This window comes from Clostridium sp. UBA4395, assembly GCF_002390995.1.
Taxonomy (GTDB): Bacteria; Bacillota; Clostridia; order Clostridiales; family Clostridiaceae; genus Clostridium_J; species Clostridium_J sulfidigenes.
The window spans coordinates 148,467-167,209 of the sequence record NZ_DGRF01000054.1; the positions used below are offsets into that span (position 1 = coordinate 148,467).

At 31.0% G+C, this 18,743-nt stretch carries 18 protein-coding genes and 2 riboswitches; of the genes, 4 read left to right on the plus strand and 14 right to left on the minus strand.

What is annotated here, in order from left to right:
* Positions 1-318: 318 nt before the first annotated feature.
* Positions 319-741, plus strand: coding sequence for a hypothetical protein (locus B2694_RS10380; RefSeq protein ID WP_346885672.1), 423 nt, complete (start codon positions 319-321; stop codon positions 739-741).
* A gap of 304 nt (positions 742-1,045) precedes the next feature.
* The gene (locus B2694_RS10385; protein WP_346885702.1) at positions 1,046-2,473 is read left to right on the plus strand and encodes an alanine/glycine:cation symporter family protein; all 1,428 of its coding nucleotides are present in this window, start codon (positions 1,046-1,048) and stop codon (positions 2,471-2,473) included.
* Between the two features lie 150 nt (positions 2,474-2,623).
* Here B2694_RS10385 and B2694_RS10390 read toward each other — a convergent pair whose 3' ends face one another.
* The 3 genes from B2694_RS10390 to B2694_RS10400 form a co-directional block, all read right to left on the minus strand.
* Positions 2,624-3,190, minus strand: a complete 567-nt coding sequence (locus B2694_RS10390; RefSeq protein ID WP_346885673.1) for a folate family ECF transporter S component — start codon at positions 3,188-3,190, stop codon at positions 2,624-2,626.
* 57 nt (positions 3,191-3,247) lie between these two features.
* A riboswitch (THF riboswitch) is annotated at positions 3,248-3,343 on the minus strand.
* 131 nt (positions 3,344-3,474) lie between these two features.
* Complete coding sequence (locus B2694_RS10395; RefSeq protein ID WP_156964350.1) at positions 3,475-3,618, minus strand: hypothetical protein; 144 nt, start codon at positions 3,616-3,618, stop codon at positions 3,475-3,477.
* A 106-nt stretch (positions 3,619-3,724) separates the two neighbouring features.
* Positions 3,725-5,041, minus strand: a complete 1,317-nt coding sequence (locus tag B2694_RS10400) for a nucleobase:cation symporter-2 family protein (protein WP_346885674.1) — start codon at positions 5,039-5,041, stop codon at positions 3,725-3,727.
* A 237-nt stretch (positions 5,042-5,278) separates the two neighbouring features.
* Here B2694_RS10400 and B2694_RS10405 point away from each other — a divergent pair, with 237 nt between their 5' ends.
* Positions 5,279-6,205, plus strand: a complete 927-nt coding sequence (locus B2694_RS10405) for a hypothetical protein (RefSeq protein ID WP_346885675.1) — start codon at positions 5,279-5,281, stop codon at positions 6,203-6,205.
* A 186-nt stretch (positions 6,206-6,391) separates the two neighbouring features.
* On the opposite strand, the gene B2694_RS10410 is transcribed toward B2694_RS10405, so the two are convergent.
* Both B2694_RS10410 and B2694_RS10415 read right to left on the minus strand, forming a co-directional pair.
* Positions 6,392-7,246 (minus strand): DegV family protein, encoded by an 855-nt coding sequence (locus B2694_RS10410; protein WP_346885676.1) that lies wholly within the window; start codon positions 7,244-7,246, stop codon positions 6,392-6,394.
* A 119-nt stretch (positions 7,247-7,365) separates the two neighbouring features.
* On the minus strand, positions 7,366-8,754 hold the full coding sequence (locus B2694_RS10415) for a PLP-dependent aminotransferase family protein (RefSeq protein ID WP_346885677.1): 1,389 nt from the start codon (positions 8,752-8,754) through the stop codon (positions 7,366-7,368).
* 204 nt (positions 8,755-8,958) lie between these two features.
* Here B2694_RS10415 and B2694_RS10420 point away from each other — a divergent pair, with 204 nt between their 5' ends.
* Positions 8,959-9,732: an ECF transporter S component gene (locus B2694_RS10420; RefSeq protein WP_346885678.1), complete on the plus strand. Its 774-nt coding sequence runs from the start codon at positions 8,959-8,961 to the stop codon at positions 9,730-9,732.
* Positions 9,733-9,868: 136 nt separating this feature from the next.
* On the opposite strand, the gene B2694_RS10425 is transcribed toward B2694_RS10420, so the two are convergent.
* From B2694_RS10425 to ribE, 9 genes are all read right to left on the minus strand, one after another.
* A complete protein-coding gene (locus B2694_RS10425; protein WP_035133786.1) occupies positions 9,869-10,060 on the minus strand; it encodes a hypothetical protein in 192 nt (63 codons plus the stop codon).
* Between the two features lie 28 nt (positions 10,061-10,088).
* The gene (locus tag B2694_RS10430) at positions 10,089-11,078 is read right to left on the minus strand and encodes a dipeptide ABC transporter ATP-binding protein (protein ID WP_346885679.1); all 990 of its coding nucleotides are present in this window, start codon (positions 11,076-11,078) and stop codon (positions 10,089-10,091) included.
* A complete protein-coding gene (locus B2694_RS10435; protein WP_346885680.1) occupies positions 11,056-12,078 on the minus strand; it encodes an ABC transporter ATP-binding protein in 1,023 nt (340 codons plus the stop codon). Before B2694_RS10435 ends, B2694_RS10430 begins: the two co-directional genes overlap by 23 nt.
* A 9-nt stretch (positions 12,079-12,087) precedes the next feature.
* Positions 12,088-13,005: an oligopeptide ABC transporter permease gene (gene opp4C / locus B2694_RS10440; protein WP_346885681.1), complete on the minus strand. Its 918-nt coding sequence runs from the start codon at positions 13,003-13,005 to the stop codon at positions 12,088-12,090.
* Positions 13,006-13,019: 14 nt separating this feature from the next.
* Complete coding sequence (locus tag B2694_RS10445; protein ID WP_346885682.1) at positions 13,020-14,003, minus strand: ABC transporter permease; 984 nt, start codon at positions 14,001-14,003, stop codon at positions 13,020-13,022.
* A gap of 77 nt (positions 14,004-14,080) precedes the next feature.
* On the minus strand, positions 14,081-15,808 hold the full coding sequence (locus B2694_RS10450; protein WP_346885683.1) for an ABC transporter substrate-binding protein: 1,728 nt from the start codon (positions 15,806-15,808) through the stop codon (positions 14,081-14,083).
* Positions 15,809-16,313: 505 nt separating this feature from the next.
* Positions 16,314-17,093, minus strand: a complete 780-nt coding sequence (gene thiD, locus B2694_RS10455) for a bifunctional hydroxymethylpyrimidine kinase/phosphomethylpyrimidine kinase (RefSeq protein ID WP_346885703.1) — start codon at positions 17,091-17,093, stop codon at positions 16,314-16,316.
* An 82-nt stretch (positions 17,094-17,175) separates the two neighbouring features.
* Positions 17,176-17,817 (minus strand): thiamine phosphate synthase, encoded by a 642-nt coding sequence (gene thiE / locus B2694_RS10460; protein WP_346885684.1) that lies wholly within the window; start codon positions 17,815-17,817, stop codon positions 17,176-17,178.
* Between the two features lie 72 nt (positions 17,818-17,889).
* Positions 17,890-17,998: riboswitch (TPP riboswitch) on the minus strand.
* A 258-nt stretch (positions 17,999-18,256) separates the two neighbouring features.
* Positions 18,257-18,718, minus strand: a complete 462-nt coding sequence (gene ribE / locus B2694_RS10465) for a 6,7-dimethyl-8-ribityllumazine synthase (RefSeq protein WP_346885685.1) — start codon at positions 18,716-18,718, stop codon at positions 18,257-18,259.
* Positions 18,719-18,743: the final 25 nt, after the last annotated feature.

Here is an 18,743-nt window from a genome sequence, read left to right on the forward strand (position 1 = left end):
ATATAAGTAACATTTATAAATAACATCTAAATAATTATCTTAAAAGCTTTACTCTTTTAGCCATGATATTTTAACCGAGTTTCATACTTTAATTGACTAATTTTTAAATCTATATCATAGATATAATAAATATTTAACCTTTTAAAAATCCTATTTCATAAAATATTAAAATTCTTTCCTCATAAATCACTTTAAATAAGTTGTCCTCTTGTACTATAATATAGTACAAGAGATATGTAGAAACTATATATTTAAAACATATTTTGATATTTTAATGTTTCAATAACTATTAGTTATAATATATTAAGAGGTGATCAAATGAATTTTTTCAACGAATCCTATGGAATTGACTTATTTTCATTATTTCTTATTCTAGTATCATCTATATTAAATTTATTTTCTATTACTCGTCTTTTAGCGGGAGTTATTTTATTTTATGCATTATACAGAGTTTTCTCAAGAAATGTTGAAAAACGTGAGCAAGAACATAGAAAGTTTTGTATGTATGCCAATAGATTTTTAAGTAAATTTAATAAAGCAATTCCTAGCAACCTACCTGTGTTCCACTTTGGTGATTGCGCTCCTATTTTTAATAATTTCAAAAGATGGTTTAATGAAAAGAAAAATTATAAAATAGTTAAATGTCCAAAGTGTGGACAACTGCTTAGATTACCTAGAGGTAAAGGGAAAATTACTGTTACTTGTAAGCGATGTTTCTATGAGTTTAAAATGAAAAGCTAAAACCTAATACAATTCCACAGACTATCAGTATGAATTATTTACTGGTAGTTTTTTCTTAATATTTAGCTTTTTTACATTCATCTTTAATTAAATTTAATTTTCAACAAATATTATTGATTTTCTTTGCAGTTCCATATAATATATAAATAATACGATAAATTATTCGGGAATTTTATTTCCTATGATTCTTGTATTTTAAGAATTATTGTAATTTTTCATAAACTTTTATAATTAAATAAAAAATTAGATAAGGAGATGAGTTATGGATTTTTTAATTTCTACAAAAGATGTATTAATTAATTTTATGAATTTTTTAACTGACAAAGTTAACACTATTAACACCTTTATGTGGTCTTACGTACTTATTGTTTTACTTATTGGAGTAGGAATCTACTTCTCTTTTAGAACAAAGTTTGTTCAATTTAGATTTTTCAAAGAAATGTTTAGACTTTTAATGCCTAATGATCAAGATAATAAAGATGGAGTTTCATCCTTCCAAGCCTTTTGTATAAGTACAGCTTCTAGGGTTGGTACTGGTAATATTGCAGGTGTTGCCATGGCTGTGGCAGCTGGTGGGCCTGGTGCAGTATTTTGGATGTGGCTTATTGCTTTAATTGGAGGAGCTTCAAGCTTTGTAGAAAGCACCCTTGCTCAAATTTATAAAACAAAAGACAAGGATGGAAACTTTTTAGGGGGACCTGCCTACTACATTGAACGAGGGCTAGGTAAGCGCTGGCTTGGTGTAATTTTTGCCATCTTAACTACTTTATGCTTTGGACTAGTATTTAATGCAGCTCAATCTAATACAACCACTTTAGCATTTACAAATGCCTTTGGTATTAACCCTATAACACTGGGTATACTTTTATCAGTTTTAACTGCCCTAGTAATCTTTGGTGGGGTTAAGAGAATTGCAAAGGTTTCAGAGGTTATAGTTCCAATCTTTGCAACTGCTTATATTTTAGTTGCAATTATAGTTATAGTCCTTAACTTCAAAACTATTCCTAGTATATTTGTATTAATATTTGAAAACGCTTTTGGTATAAAACAATTTGCAGCTGGTGGCCTTGGATTCACAATAATGCAAGGTATTAAAAGAGGACTGTTCTCTAATGAAGCCGGTATGGGTAGTGCTCCTAATGCAGCAGCTACAGCAACAGTTTCTCACCCTGTAAAGCAAGGTCTTATTCAAACTCTAGGTGTTTTTACTGATACAATAGTAATCTGTACATGTACAGCCTTTATCGTGTTAATTTCTGGTAATTATACAGGGACTACTTTAACGGGAATTGAACTTACTCAAAGTGCACTTAGTTCACAAATTGGAGTCGTTATTGGAACTTATTTCTTGGCTATATGTACTTTCTTGTTTGCTTTTAGCTCTATAGTAGGTAACTATTACTACGGACAAACTAACATTGAGTTCATAAGTAATAATAAAGGGATACTTAATATATTTAGATCCTTTGTCGTTCTTACTGTATTTATCGGTTCCCAAGCTTCTATAGACTTGGTATGGAATCTAGCAGATTTATTCATGGCTTTCATGGCAGTTATAAATCTAATAGCTATATTATTCCTTGGAAAATATGCATTTGCTGCTCTTGATGACTATTCTCGTCAGAAAAAAGCTGGCAAAGACCCTATTTTTAAGTCATCAACAATTCCAGGGCTTAAAAATACTGAGGCTTGGAATGATAACAATGATATAGCTGACGAAGAAATAGATTAATATAAATTTAAGACTCAATTAACTGTTTAATAGTTAATTGGGTCTTTTGGTTTAAATCTAACAATTAATATGTACTTTAATTATAAAAAATTAAAACCTTGATATTCTTTTAAGGGAATTTAAAAGAATATCAAGGTACATTTTTATATGTTATTTAAAACTTGGAACTCTTCTTGTCTTTTCAGCTGTTTTTAATACACTATATAAAACTATAGTTTCTATAGGTAACAGAATAAGACTTTTAACTATACGTACTGAGTAAGCTACAAATATTCCTTTTCCATACATAATGGATAACCATATTGGTGTAAGTACTAGGTTTATTACAATCATTATTACTAATCTAGTAATAAAAATTCGCTTTATACTTACAGACTTTTTATATAATATTAAACCTGTTATAAAACCACCTAGGAATTCATTGAAAGTAAATCCAATGAAAAACGGACCATTAGGGCGTATCATATACTTAATTACATCTGTAACTACTCCTACAAATCCAGTGGCAACAGGTCCATAAAACAAAGCACTTATTCCTACTGCAATAAAGGAAAATCCAATCTTAAGAATAGGGCTTAATTGAATAGATAATGATCCAAGAATAATGTTAATGGCTGCAATTAATGCTAGTCCAGTTAATGATGAAGTCTTTTTTAAATGTGCTGAGGACTCCTTTAATAAACTCAGCATGTCATCTTTTTTTTCTGAAAAAATCATAAAAAAACCTCCTTTTTATAATAGCTACATAAAAAAGGAGAATTCCTATTAATATGTAGCAGTGGGAATCGAAGTAAGTACCGCAAGTTTCCTTTTCGTCTGGTGACAATTCCCTGTTCACCCAGCACTTAACGCACGAACTTCTAATCTGCCTCATAATCATAGTATATCATACTTAAATTTTATTTCACACATTTTTTTAAATTATATATACAAATATACAAATATTATCCACACAAATATATAAATATAGATTTAATTACTGAACCTAAATAAAGCCGAGATTAACTCTCGGCACTTTTGTTCTCATAGGCTATTAAAACTATTTTACTATTTTCATCCTTTGACATACTTTGTTCAAGATCAGTTAACCTTCTTCTTTCTTCATCTGTTACATTTGCAAATTTATATTCATTGAATGATTGCATAATATCACCTCCTGTGCAGATAGTATTAGCATTTGTATAAGAAATATGTATAAGAAGTACTTACTGTTCTTTAAAAGTGGGCTAAGAGCCCACTTTTAATTCTATATTAAGCTGATTTATCCTTCGGTAAAACTAAATTTAAAATAACAGCAATGATTCCTGAAACGACAATTCCAGAACCTCCAAATACAAGACTAACCCATTGTGGCATATGTTGTAATGCTTCTGGTACTGATCCTAACCCAAAACCTAATCCTAAGGCAATTGCAACTATCATCCCATTTCTTCCATCTAAAGATTCACTAGTTATAAGCTTTATACCACTAATAACTATCATAGCAAACATCATAAGTGCGGCTCCTCCAAGGACACTCTGAGGCATTATAGCAACTACCGCTCCTACCTTTGGAAAAATTCCTGCTATTATCAAGAATATAGCTCCAGTGGCTATAGCAAACCTGTTAACTACCTTTGTTATTCCGACAAGCCCAACATTCTGACTAAAGGAGGTATTTGGAAGAACTCCAAATAATGCCGCAAATGCACTTCCTAATCCATCAGCCATAACTCCACCTGATAACTCATTATCTGTAGCAGGTCTATTCAATCCCCCCATAGTGATTCCTGAAATATCTCCTACTGTTTCCACAGCTGTTACAATATACATTATTAACATCGCTACAATAGCATCCCAATGAAATGAGAGACCATATTTAAATGGCATTGGTAAAGTAATCCAAGGTGCATTTCCCACTACTAAAAAATTTACTTTTTTCATAGGAATTGCCACTAAATAACCTACTATAATTCCTATTATTATTGAAGATGCACTAGTCATTCCTTTAGTAAACTCTTTCAATATTACTATTACTACTAAAACTATCGTTCCCAATAGTAAGTTAGATGGTGAACCAAAATCTTCTGCTCCAACTCCACCTGCAAAATACTTAACACCTATAGGTATCAACGAAAGTCCTATTGCTAAAACCACCGTTCCTGTAACTACTGGAGTAAATATTTTTTTTAAAGGTTTAATAAATAATCCAAGTATGGCTTCAAATAACCCACCTATTAAAGATGCTCCTAAAATTCCAGTTAATCCATATTTACCTCCAATAGATACACAGGTTGCTATAAATCCAGAGCTTGTTCCCATTACTATTGGTAATTTACCTCCAACCCTCCATATTGGATAAAGCTGAACTAAAGTTACCACTCCTGCCACAAACATAGCACACTGAATTAGAAATGTTTTATCTTCTATAGGTAAATTTACTACTCCAGCTATTATAATAATTGGAGTTATATTCCCCGCAAACATAGCTAGTACATGTTGAATCCCAAGTGGAATTGCTTCTGTCAATGGTGGTCTTCCGTCTAACTCATAAACACTACCTTTTTTCTTAATAATTTCCTTTTTCATAATTCCCCCTAATATATTAACTAACTAATTAGTTAATTAATACATAAAATTTATTTACTTAATATATATTAAAAGCTTATGAAAAAATTCCTTATACTTTTATAAACTTTATTATTAAACTAAGTTTCATCGATAATTCTAATGCAATTTATTTAGCATACATTTTCCTCTCTATTATTCACATTAATATGAATTCATAATATATTAACTATATATCAATAATAGGATAGATATAAAATGCCAGCTGAATTATATACACCAGTATATCTAAATCAAGATGAAATTCAAAATCTATCCTCAATCCTAATTGATGGATATTTTGAAAGTATAACCATCAAGCAAATTAGCGATAACACTGTTACAGGAAGATATCAACATAATAATAAAAGCCAATGCTCCAATGACTATAAAAACACCAAAGGTGATAAGGATGATAATACAGTCATAGGCAATAGCTGTTACAATTATGGTGATATTTTTAGATATTTAGAGGGTAGAAATTTTGATAGAAATGATGTAACTCTAAAAAGAGTATATGCTTCTTTTAGCTATTACAATAATTTAAGAAATAAAATGAATACCTTGGGGGTTATAAAATATATTAATAATTCAAGCCCTTCAATTAATAATATTTATTCTGGAGATTACGTAGATTTAACAGGATGTTTAGAAGTTAATACTATTTCTAACTGCATAGATAACTGCATATTTATATTAAACAATTATGGAACTTCACATTTGGATAATCTATTTGATACTAAACATATCGGCCCATTAACCTATACAATGATATGTGAATTACTAAAAACCATACAGAAAGAATTAAATAAAGGAGCTACTTTTGATATAATAATTAACTGCTTAGGAATTAACTGTGTTTTACCTATAAATTCCACATATACATCGAAACATTCTTATATATATGATGATGCCTCTTGTGATTGTTGTATACTTGGTAAAGTATCTAAGGTGGCTTACACTCCTTCTGAAAGCATTGGAATGCTTAGAAAAACAGGCTTAGATTCCTACTATACAAAACTTCTCAATTCTTTCATTCCATATTTTCATTTCTTAAACAATAATGGGTTTTTAATTCCCGGGGAATTTATAACTAGTATAAATGGGCCTGCTCTCGAAATCATTCCATTAAGTATTTGCATGTAAAAGCGTCATATTACTATAAGTAGAGTTCTTAATGTTTTGATGGCATTATTAAATTTCTTAGATTTTTAGTCCTTACAAATTATCATTCCTTATGATAAATATAATAGTATTTCACGCTATAGGCACTAATTGTATAAACTTTACTAAAATAAAATCTCATGAGTTTATACCCATGAGATTTTTTTGTTACTTATTCTTTATATAAAATATAGCTATTGCACTTGCCCCTGAATGTGTACCAACTGCTGTACCAATTTCATTGATAAGTATTTTATTTATGCCTAGTTCAGCTTCTATTAACTTAACTGTTTGATTTGCAGCTTCTAAATCATTTGCATGAGAAACAACTATATCATATTGAGGATCTATCTCTCTAGTATTCATTATATCTATTACATGCTTTAAAGCCTTATTTCTACCTCTTGCCTTTCCACAAGGTTCAAGAGCCCCATCTTTCACTGTTATAATTGGCTTAATTCCAAGAACATGACTTACAATGGCTTTTCCTGTAGATATTCTTCCTCCCCGTTTTAACATGTCTACAGTTTCCATTACAATTAAAGTTTCTAATCTTCCTATTAAGTCATTTATTTCATCTAATATTTTATCTACTGTATATCCTTTATCTCTCATGTCTGCTGCTACAGTAACTAAATATCCAAAGCCCCCAGATGCTACAAGTGTATCTACAACAAAAATATTTTCACTACCCTCTTTTAAATGCATCTTTGCTATATTGGCTGAGCTATTTGTACCAGATAATTTACCAGAACAAGTAAGACAAATAACCTTATTTCCACATTCTAATTCTTTCTTAAAAAATTCTTGAAACTCATAAGGAGTAACTTGTGAAGTTTTAACTGTAGTTTCTTTATGCTTTATAGCTTCATAAAATTCCTTATTTGATAAATCTACCTTATCCTTATATACATGTCCATTTAAATCAACTAACAGTGATAGAAATTCTATACTTCTCTCTCTCATAAATTCTGCAGTTAAATCTACAGAACTATCACATACTATTGTTATATTATTTTTCATGATATACCCTCCTGAATACACTTTAATAATAAAAGTGTATTCGGATTATATCATCTATTACTTCTCAATACAACAAAAACTCAAAAAAATTATGAGCATAATTATCATGTAATTTATGGCTATTTTTTCTTGAAGAATTCTTTTTTTAATAGTCTTAAAGCGTCTTGAAAATTTTCTTCAGCAACTCCCGAGCAAGATAGTAATAATCTAGGATAATCATTCTCTTCTTCTGCTTCAAAGGTACGTAGTAAAACACCTACATCTGCACCTCGTTTTGCTAGTTCTTCTGAAGATAAACTACTTTTTACTTCTAGTTGTACTAAAAATCCCCCTGAACCTGGTATAGCTGTTGCTTTCTCTTCAAATACATTATTTATTGCTATACAGAGTTGTTGACTTTTAGCCATATACAGCTTTCTAGCTTTCCTAATTTGTCTTCCAAGATGACCATCACTAATAAATTTACCTAAAGCAATTTGTTCAGTTTTTGATGCTGTTTGATTATATACTCGCCCTCTTCTTTCATATATTTCTGTTAATTCTTTAGATAGTACCATAAAACTAATTCTTAAGGACGGCATTAATAATCGTGAAAATGTTCCCATATATACTACCTTATCTCCTCCATCTAACCCTTGTAGAGACGGTACTGGACGAGTATAATATCTGAACTCACTATCATAATCATCTTCAATTATTAAACAATCTTCTCTTTGTGCAAAGGCTAATAATGCTAATCTAATTTGTATTGGCATTACATCACCCCAAGGCGTTATATGAGAAGGTGACGTATAAATCATTTTAATTTTATCCTCCTTAAATTTAGATAAATCTCTATTAATATTCTTATAGGTTAAAGTTTTAAACCCTCTATCTTGAAATACAGCCTGTCCCTGTTCAAAGCTAGCTCCTGTAAAAGATATAGGCGATCTAACTCCTGTTAATGAACACAATATTTGTAATAAACTTTGCACACCTGCTCCAACTACTATCTGCTCTGGAGTACAAATCACTCCCCTTCTATCAGCTACGTACTTGGATAACGCTACTCTTAAATCATATTCTCCTTGTGGATCCCCATATGATAAAAGCCTTTCTTCATTACGAAGTGCACTCTTTATGTATCTACTCCACAAATCGAAATCAAAACTCTTATAATCTACTGCATAGGTAGCAAAGTCATATAATGGTTGGCTTTGTATTATGTATTTATTATGTTGTAATTTTTCTACCCTTTGGATATCCTTATAATTTAATTCACTTACAAAAAAGCCACTTCCAAGCCGAGATGTAACATACCCTTCAGCTACTAACTGCAAATAAGCAGCTTCAACCGTTGTCCGACTTATCATTCGCTCTTTTGCACATCTACGTATAGACGGAAGCTTACTTTCAGCCTTTAGAGTTCCTGAGGAAATCAGGTTTCTATAATGATTATATAGCTGAATATATAATGGTGTATTTGGCGAATCCTTTGGATTAATTATATTTCTTTTAACTTCATTCATAAAATCCTCCTTCAACTGTCCCTATTAAAATTATGTATTTTGTGTATTTCAACAATGACAAACCCAATGTATATTATATATAAAGACACCAAAATATTCAATTAATTCTAAAAGAAGATAATAACTTCACATTACTTATTTTCTAAATTTGTTATTATGCAAATTATTTATAATAATTTAAATCAATAGTATGGAGGTATATTAATGGAAACTAAAACACACTCTAAAATTTCTACTCGTACCATGGTTCTAATTGGACTCTTTGCTGCTTTATGCTACGTGGCATTATTTTTCAAGATACCTATTCCCTCTCCTGTAGGAAATCCATTCTTGCATATGGGAAATATGTTTGTTATATTAGCAGCATTATTGTTCACTGGTACCATTGGTGGTCTTTCTGGCTCTATAGGTATGGGCTTATTTGACTTAATGAATGGTTATGCATCAAGTGTTCCTAAAACTGTGATTTTGAAATTTGGTATTGGAGCAATTGTAGGATGTGTTGCTGCAAGAGGGAAAAATAAAAATGCAAAGTCACCTATAAAGTGGATAAGCATTGCTTCTGGAATTTTAATCCTAATTGGTATAGTGCTATTCTTTACTTCTACTTCTTTAGGCAATGAAATTGTAGTAACAGGTATCGAGAAAAAACTAGTAATTAATCCAGTATTATATATTTTTTCTCTTATTCTTGGGTTAGGCTTAGCTTTGGTATGTACTTTTGCAAAAAAATTATCTATTGAAATTCAATATGCAGTATTAGGTGCTGTAGCTGGTATAGCCTTTAATTTAGTTGGTGAGTTTTTATTTGGAGTATTTAAATTACTTCTTGTTGGAAGTGGATTCCTACCGGCAATATTAAGTTCTGCTGTGAGTTTACCTGCAACACTTATAAATGGCTCCTTCTCAATCTTTGTAGCTGTTACCCTATATGTTCCATTATCTAAATCACTATCAAATAAAAAATTTAATTTGTAATTTGCTAACCAATAATTTCACATATGAACTCTGGTATTTGATTATCAGGGTTCTTTTTTTGTTATATAAATACCAAAAAAGTCAAGGCCTATACTAAGCCTTGACTATATTATAGAGTAGATGGGGATTATTCATACTACCTATAAAACATGATAAATATTATAAGTGCAATTACTGCAAATACAATCAATAAAACTGGGACAATCACCGATGCTGTTGCTAAAACTAGGGCTAGTAAATCATTTTTCTCTAGCTCTACTTTACCAATCATCTCGGGATTTACTTCTCTTTTCTTAAATACTACTTTATATGCCTCTTTCATCTTCATAGCATATCATCTCCTTTTATGTCCTTTACTATATCTCTCCTGCAAAATGACAAGCACAGAAGTGTCCCTTTTCTATTTCTCTAGTTTCTGGTACCTGTTCCTTACATATCTCCTTAGCAAAAGGGCATCTAGTATTAAATTTACACCCCTTAGGTAGGTTAACATTACTTGGAATTTCACCTTTTATTATACTCATATCACTTTTATAATCTGGATTTGCTACAGGTATAGCTGCTAGCAATGCCCTTGTATATGGATGTATTGGATTATTATATAAATCTTCCTTATCTGCTAACTCTACTATAGAACCTAGATACATTACCCCAACTCTATCGCTAATATGCTTTACTACACTTAGGTCATGGGATATAAATAAATATGCCAATCCCATTTTTTCTTGTAAATCCATCATAAGATTAAGTATTTGTGATTGAATAGAAACGTCAAGAGCTGATACTGGTTCATCACATACTACAAACTTTGGTTTAAGTGCCAAGGCTCTTGCTATTCCTATACGTTGTCTTTGTCCACCAGAAAACTGATGAGGATATCTATATATATGGTATGGAGAAAGTCCACACTGTTCAACTATTTCTAATACTCTTTTATTAAGCTCTTCACCTTTCTTATATAGCTTATGCTCTACTAAAGCTTCACTAACAATTGAATGTACATTCAGTCTTGGATTTAAAGAACTATATGGATCTTGAAATATAATTTGCATATCCTGCCTTAAAGGTTTCATCTTTTTTTCATTATATTTTACAATATTTTGATCTCTATATAGAATTTCTCCTCCAGTTGGTTCATAGAGCTTTATTAATGTTCTACCTAATGTAGATTTTCCACATCCTGATTCTCCAACTAACCCTAAAGTCTCCCCTTCATATATTTCAAAGGAAACATCGTCCACAGCTTTTACACAGAGTTTCTCTCCAGTGGCTGATTTACCCTTAACCGGGAAATATTTTTTAAGATTTCTTATTTCAATAATCTTATTTCTTTCCTTTTCCATCATGGATTCCCTCCTCTTTATGATGTTTCTCATCTATTGCTTCATTATATAGGAAGCATCTTACCTGATGTTCATCTGAAATATTAGTTATAGCAGGCATCTTGCATTTACATTCAGCCTTTGCAAATTCACATCTTGGTTCAAAATAACATCCCTCAGGAAGGTGAAATGGATTTGGTACTACTCCATCTATAGAGTATAATCTTTCCTTATCTTGATCTAGACTTGGTATTGATGCTAAAAGTCCCTTAGTATAAGGATGCTTTGGATTATCAAAAAGTTCTTTAATTGGAGCTGATTCAACCACTTTTCCAGAATACATAACAATTACATGATCTGCCATTTGAGCTATTACTCCCAAATCATGGGTAATTAGCATTATGGCTGTATTTGTTTTTTCCTTTAAATCATTCATTAATGTTAATATCTGAGCTTGTATAGTTACATCAAGAGCAGTGGTAGGCTCATCAGCAATAAGTAATTTAGGCCTACATGCAAGAGCCATAGCTATCATAACTCTTTGACGCATTCCACCACTTAACTGATGTGGGTAATCTCTTGCCACTTGCTCTGGCCTTGGTATTCCAACAAAGGCAAGCATATCAATAGCAATTTTCCTTGCTTCCTTTTTATCTAACCCTTGGTGAAGCATTACTGCTTCCATTATCTGATCTTCAATTCTAAATACAGGATTTAAAGAAGTCATAGGTTCTTGGAAGATCATAGATATATCATTTCCTCTAACTTTTCTTATATCCTTATCATCCATAGGTACTATATCTTTACTATCAAATTTAATAGTACCATCTACAATCTTACCTGGTTTATCTATAAGCTTTAAAATCGACATTGATGTTATACTTTTACCACAACCAGATTCTCCAACTATACCAAGAGTTTTTCCTGGTTCTACATCAAAGGAAACTCCATCTACAGCTTTTACAATACCATTATCTGTATAAAAATATGTTTTTAAATCTCTTACTTCTAATAAATTCTCCATATATCACACCTACCTTATCTCTTTTGGATCAAAGGCATCTCTTAAGCCCTCACCAAGAAGATTTATACTAACAACGGTTAATATGATTAAAATTCCAGGCGGTATCCAAAGCCATGGATTATTCGTAAATATAAATGAGTCTCTAGCTCTTTCAATCATATTTCCCCAAGTTGGTGTTGGTGGAATTACTCCTAATCCTAGGAAAGAAAGTCCTGCCTCTGTTAAAATTGCACCTGCCATTCCAAGAGTAGCATTAACTATGATATATGCAAGGGTATTAGGTAAAAGATGTCTTACTATCTTAGATCTATTAGATATACCTAATGCCTTTGTAGCTACTATAAAATCTTGTTCTCTAAGAGATAAAATTTGTCCCCTAACCATTCTAGCAAGACCTGGCCAAGATATTATGGCAAGAATAAACATAACCACATACATCTTCTGGGTACTACTTACCCTCCACATCAATGCAAAGGACAAGGATATCATTAATGGCATAAATGGAAGAGAGCTAACTACTTCTGTGAAACGCATAAGAATGTTATCCACCCATCCACCATAGTAACCTGCAATGCCACCTATAGTAGCACCAATAAGTACGGTTATACCTGCTGTGACAACTCCAATAAACATAGATATTCTTCCACCATAAAATACTCTCATAAGTACATCTCTACCTTGTTCATCAGTTCCAAGCCAATGCTTTGCTGATGGTGGTTTAACTTTATTAACAAGTTCAAACTCATTTAAATTATAAGGTGATATTATAGGAACTAATATTACTAACAAAACTATAATCCCAAATACTATACCACCCGTAAGAGCTATTTTATTCTTTCTAAATCGCTCCCATGCAACCCTCCATGGTCCCATAGCTTGAAGGTCTTGTTTCTTTTTTTCAGCCTTAGCCTTTTTTACTTCTAACATAATAAACTAACCTCCTATTCTACTTTTACTCTAGGATCTACCAATGCATAGGACATATCTGATACCAGATTCCCTAAAACCATTAGGACTGCATAGAATGTATTAGCTGCCATTACAACCCAAATATCTCTACCCATAACTGATGTATATAGTATATTTCCAATTCCTGGCCAAAGAAGTACTGTTTCTAATAATATTGCTCCTCCAAAGAGAGATGGAATATACATTCCTACAAGAGTTACTATTGGTATTAATGCATTTCTAAAGGCATGACGATAAATAACTACCTTCTCTTTTAATCCTTTAGAACGTGCTGTTCTAATATAATCTTGATTAATTACTTCAATAACACTATTTCTAACATATCTTATAAGCCCAGCTAGACTTAAAATAGTTAAAATTATTACTGGTAAAATCATATGTTTAGCTACGTCTATTACTTCAGCCATGAAGCTATCATAACCAACAGCTGCCATTACTGGAGTTCTCATACCATTAAGTGGTATTGCTCCATTACTCGGTACTGCTATAAAGAAAATCATAAGTAATGCAAAGAAAAATGAAGGCATTCCTACTCCAATTAAAGAAAACACAGTCCAAAAATTATCAAATGCTCCATATTTCTTTACTGCAGATTTTATTCCTACTGGAATTGCAATTGCAAAGGCCAATACCATAGATACTATATTTAATATAAATGTATTCCAAATGTAATCCCCTATAACATCACTTACAGGTTTTCTAAATTTTAATGAAGAACCAAAATCTCCTTTTAAAGTTCTTCCCAACCAATTAAAATATTGTGTAACAGGTCCTTTATCTAAGCCTAATTGCTCTCTAATCATCTGTTGCTGCTCTGGAGTAGTCTTAGAACCTTGTCCTAAATATGCACTAACTGGATCTCCAGGCATTAGTCGTAATAATATAAATAGTATTATTGTTATTATTAACATAACTGGGATTAAATTAAGTAATCTTTTACCTAAAAACTTTAACATTTCATCACCCCTAAACTTATTTTAATAACGCCCTGCAATTTTATACAGGGCGCCAATAGCCTATATGAAATTTAAAATTATTCTTCTATATAAGCATGTTTTAATGCTTTTACCCAATCACAGAATGGGCTTGTTTCTAGGCCTTTTATTTTCTTGTTATACATGTCAAAATAAGTATTTGCATATACAGGAACTATAGGTGCATCCTCATTAAGGATTTTAGCTATTTTATTATAATATGGTTTTGCTTCTTCCTTATCTACAATACTCTTAGCTTCATCTAACAATTTATCAACTTCTGGATTACTATATCTAGCTGTATTATCTTTACCAGTACCAATATAATCTGAGTGAATTTCAGAATATAAACTATGTGGGTCTGGTGTAGTTATAGATGTTGCCATGAAGTATATACTCCATTTATCTACGTTTTCATCAGAGTTATAGATAACATAATCTAATAATGTATTAAACTCAAGATATGCTATATTAAGTTTAATTTTTAAACCTTCGCCCCAGTCTCTTTGCCACATTGGAATAAGAGTATTTAAAATATCATGATCTGGCATAGCAGCTATATTAAGCTCCATAACTTTTCCATCCTTTTCACGATATCCACTTGAACCAACCTTCCAGCCTGCTTCATCTAATAAAGACTTAGCTTTATCTAAATCAAAATTATACTCAGTCATTTCACTAAGTAATTTATCATCTATACCCCAAGAAACTTGAGAGAATGGATGATATTGAACTGATGCAAGTACATCTCCAGTTGCTTCGTCTTTATAGTAGCTATCTACAAACTCTTTAATATTAAAACCATAGTATAAAGCTTGACGTACTTTTTTATCTGCTGTTGGACCTGATTCACAGTTAAATTTAGTGTAACCATATCCACTTCTATCATAACTATTGAAAGTCATGAAATCCTTAGACTTAGCTTCATTTATTTTCTCTGGCTCAATAACTCCTGGAAGTAAATCTACCTCTTGAGATGTCAATTCAACTATATCAGTAGTTTGATCAACAAATTTACATACTATATTTTCAATATAATATCCTTCGCCATAATAGTTTGGATTTCTCTTTAGAGATGCAAATTCCTTTTCCTGGAATTTTTCTAAAGTATATGGGCCTGAACCAATTGGTTTTGTTGTTATAGCTTCTATAGATGATGTATCTCCAACCTTCCAATTTGCACCATAATAATGTTCTGGCATGATTGACATAGTACAATTGGCAAGATTTGTTCTTAGTGGCTCAGCAAAACTAAATTTAACTGTATACTCATCTACAGCAACTACACCTTTGAACTCTTCAGTCTCACCCTTTGAATACTCCTTATACCCAACTAAATCCTTAACAACAGATCCATATCTACCAGTATAAGATTTATCTGCTAAAAATCGATAACTGAAAACAACGTCATCTGCTGTTACCTTTTCACCATCAGAGAAGGTCATATCCTTCTTCAATTTGAAGGTTATTTCCTTGGCATCATCTGAAAATTCCCAGCTTTCAGCTGCCGATGGTTGATATTCTCCATTAACATCCATTACAATAAGTTGGTCAAATACCATCTCAACTACATTAGCATCATATGCAGATGAATAATAACCTGGATTAAAGTTACCAGACATTTCTGTTATTCCAGCAACTAAAGTACCCCCAATTTTCTTCTCTGATTCTTCAGTTTTTGGTGTATCCTTTGATGTGTCTTCTTTTTTATCTTTATCACCACATCCAACTAATGAAAAAGCTAAAATACTTGACAACATTAAGGCCATTAATTTTCTTTTCTTCAAAATCTATTCCCCCTTAAAATAATTAAGTTATAAATAAATACAAAGATATATTTTAAAAATATATACTTGTATAAATTCCTATCCCCATAGATAATACAACTTTAAATTTAGCTTTTAATTAAGCTGATTATTCCATTTTTATGCCATGTATTTAATTTGATATATTGTATATTTATTACTATTAAATATATATATTACAATTTTGTAAATTCATTATCCTAATAATACATATATTTTTTACTTTTGTAAATACTTTTTTGGAAATTTTCAGAATTTTCTTTATATTGTTTAGAATTTAAAAATATTCGGTATTCTAATATTTCGTTAAATACAATACTTTCATAATATTATATATATGGAATTTAAATACATTATTTTATCTTCGTAAAAAAATAAGAGACTATTTTTTAAAACAGTCTCTACCTTTACATATTATTCATATATTAAAATTTTATATTTATTGTAAATTAGTTGAAACAACTTAATAAGTATATAATTACTACTATTACAAATTCCAACAATGATTAAGAGGTCCATTGCCTTTTCCAAGATTTAAATTATCCCTTAAAGCACCGGTTATATATTTTTTTGCCCTTAAAATGCTTTCATCTATGCCGTAACCTGCTGCTAAATTACAAGCTATGGAAGATGATAAGGTGCAACCTGTTCCATGGGTATTTGAATTATCTATTTTTTCTTCATGATACCAAGTTATTTTCCCATTTTTATATAATAAATCGTCAGCACAATTTTCCAAGTGACCTCCTTTAATAAGAACTTTTCCTTTATACCCCTTTGAAATTTTTTCTGCTGCTTTTATCATATTTTCTTTACTTAAAATTTTAAATCCACAAATACATTCTGCTTCAGGAATATTAGGAGTAATCACATCAGCTATAGGTAAAAGTTTTGTAATCAAAGCTTCCATGGCATCCTCTGAAAGAAGCCTACTTCCACTGGTAGATATCATAACTGGATCAACTACAATATTTTTAGCCTTATATTCTAATAATCTTTCAACAATCTCTTGAATAATCTCCTTAGAAGATACCATTCCTATCTTAATGGCATCAGGGAAAATATCTTTCATAATGCAATGGATTTCTTTATTTAAGAACTCTCTTGGTACATTTAAAACATCATAAACTCCAGTAGTATTTTGTGCTGTTAAAGCTGTTATAGCACTCATTGCATACATTTTATGGGCTACGATAGTTTTTATATCTGCTTGTATTCCAGCTCCTCCACTGCAATCCGATCCTGCTATTGTAAGTATCTTTTTCATCATAAATCAATCCCCTCTATCAATGTATATATTATATAAAATATTTTCCATCTAAAATGCACACCTATTTCCCATGTCTAATCTATTGAGTTAGCATACATTCAGTTAACTCTAACATTTGTTTTGTTGCTAATAGCACATCTTCTTTAGAAAATATTGAAGACACTAAAGCAACTCCATGTATTCCTAAGCCTTTTAGGTTCATAATATTATTCTCATCTATACCTCCAATAGCCACCACTGGTATAGCTACAGATTTGCATATATTTTTAATGGTTTCAAAGGTTATTACTCTAGTATCTAATTTAGTTGAAGTTGAAAAAGCTGCTCCAACTCCAATATAACTTGCCCCATCTTTTTCTGCTTTAATAGCTTGTTCCACAGTTTTTGCTGTAACTCCTAAAATTTTATCTTTACCTATCCACTTTTTCACTTCTGCTGCATCCATATCACTTTGACCTATATGAACCCCAGATGCATCAATACTTATAGCCATTTCCACATTATCATTAATAATTAAAGGAATATTATATTTATCTGTAATCTTCTTTATCTCTTTTCCTTCCTTTAGAAATTCATCATAGGATAAATTTTTTTCTCTTAGCTGAATTAATGTAGCTCCTCCTTGTAAAGTTTTTTCGATTTCTTCAGTAAATAATTTTCCATCTAACCAACTTCTATCCGTTACTACATATAACTTCATTTGACTTTTACTTATACTCATTTCATACACTTCCTTAACAGAATTTTGTAGAATCTAAAAAAATATGGGACATACCAAATAGTATGTCCCATTAATATTTTTAATGTAATTCCCTACGTTGGCATTATCCAAATCAGGTTATAGGTCGAAGCTACTTTTTGCTTCCTCTCAGCCTGTTATACAAGCTCCCTAAATATTTAATTTCTTAAAGCATAGCATTGATTACATCTTTTGTCAATTTTCTCTGCTTTCTGTGTAATTTAATTACACCCTTTAGATGAGAAATCATCTGAACCCCGCACGGATAAAACAACTTCCTAGTTTAATAGTTAAATAGTTATATATATAACTATTTAACTATTAAAATATATAGCTATTTATATATTTTTATAGGGAATTTTATCATATACTGATTACTAAATTAAATAATTTTATTATATTTTCATAATCAAACTTTTAATTAGAAACTTTTTAATAAATTTGCCATTTCTATAGCTGTTACTGCTGCATCGTAGCCCTTATTACCTGCTTTAGTTCCAGCTCTTTCTATAGCCTGCTCTATAGTATCCGTTGTTAAAACTCCAAAAACAACTGGTTTCTCTGTACTAAGAGATACTGATGCTATTCCTTTTGAAGCTTCAGCACAAACGTAATCGAAATGTGGTGTAGAGCCCTTAATAACTGCTCCAAGGCATATAATTGCATCATAATTTTCATTTTGAGCCATTTTTTTTGCTACAAGTGGTAATTCAAAAGCTCCTGGCACCCATGCCACTTCAATATTATCTTCTTCTACTCCATGTCTTTTAAGTCCATCAATGGCTCCACCTAAAAGTTTAGATACAATGAACTCATTAAATCTTCCTACTACTATCCCAACTCTTAATCCTTGCGCAACTAAATTTCCTTCAAATATTTTCATCATTATTCCTCCTAGATTATATTAT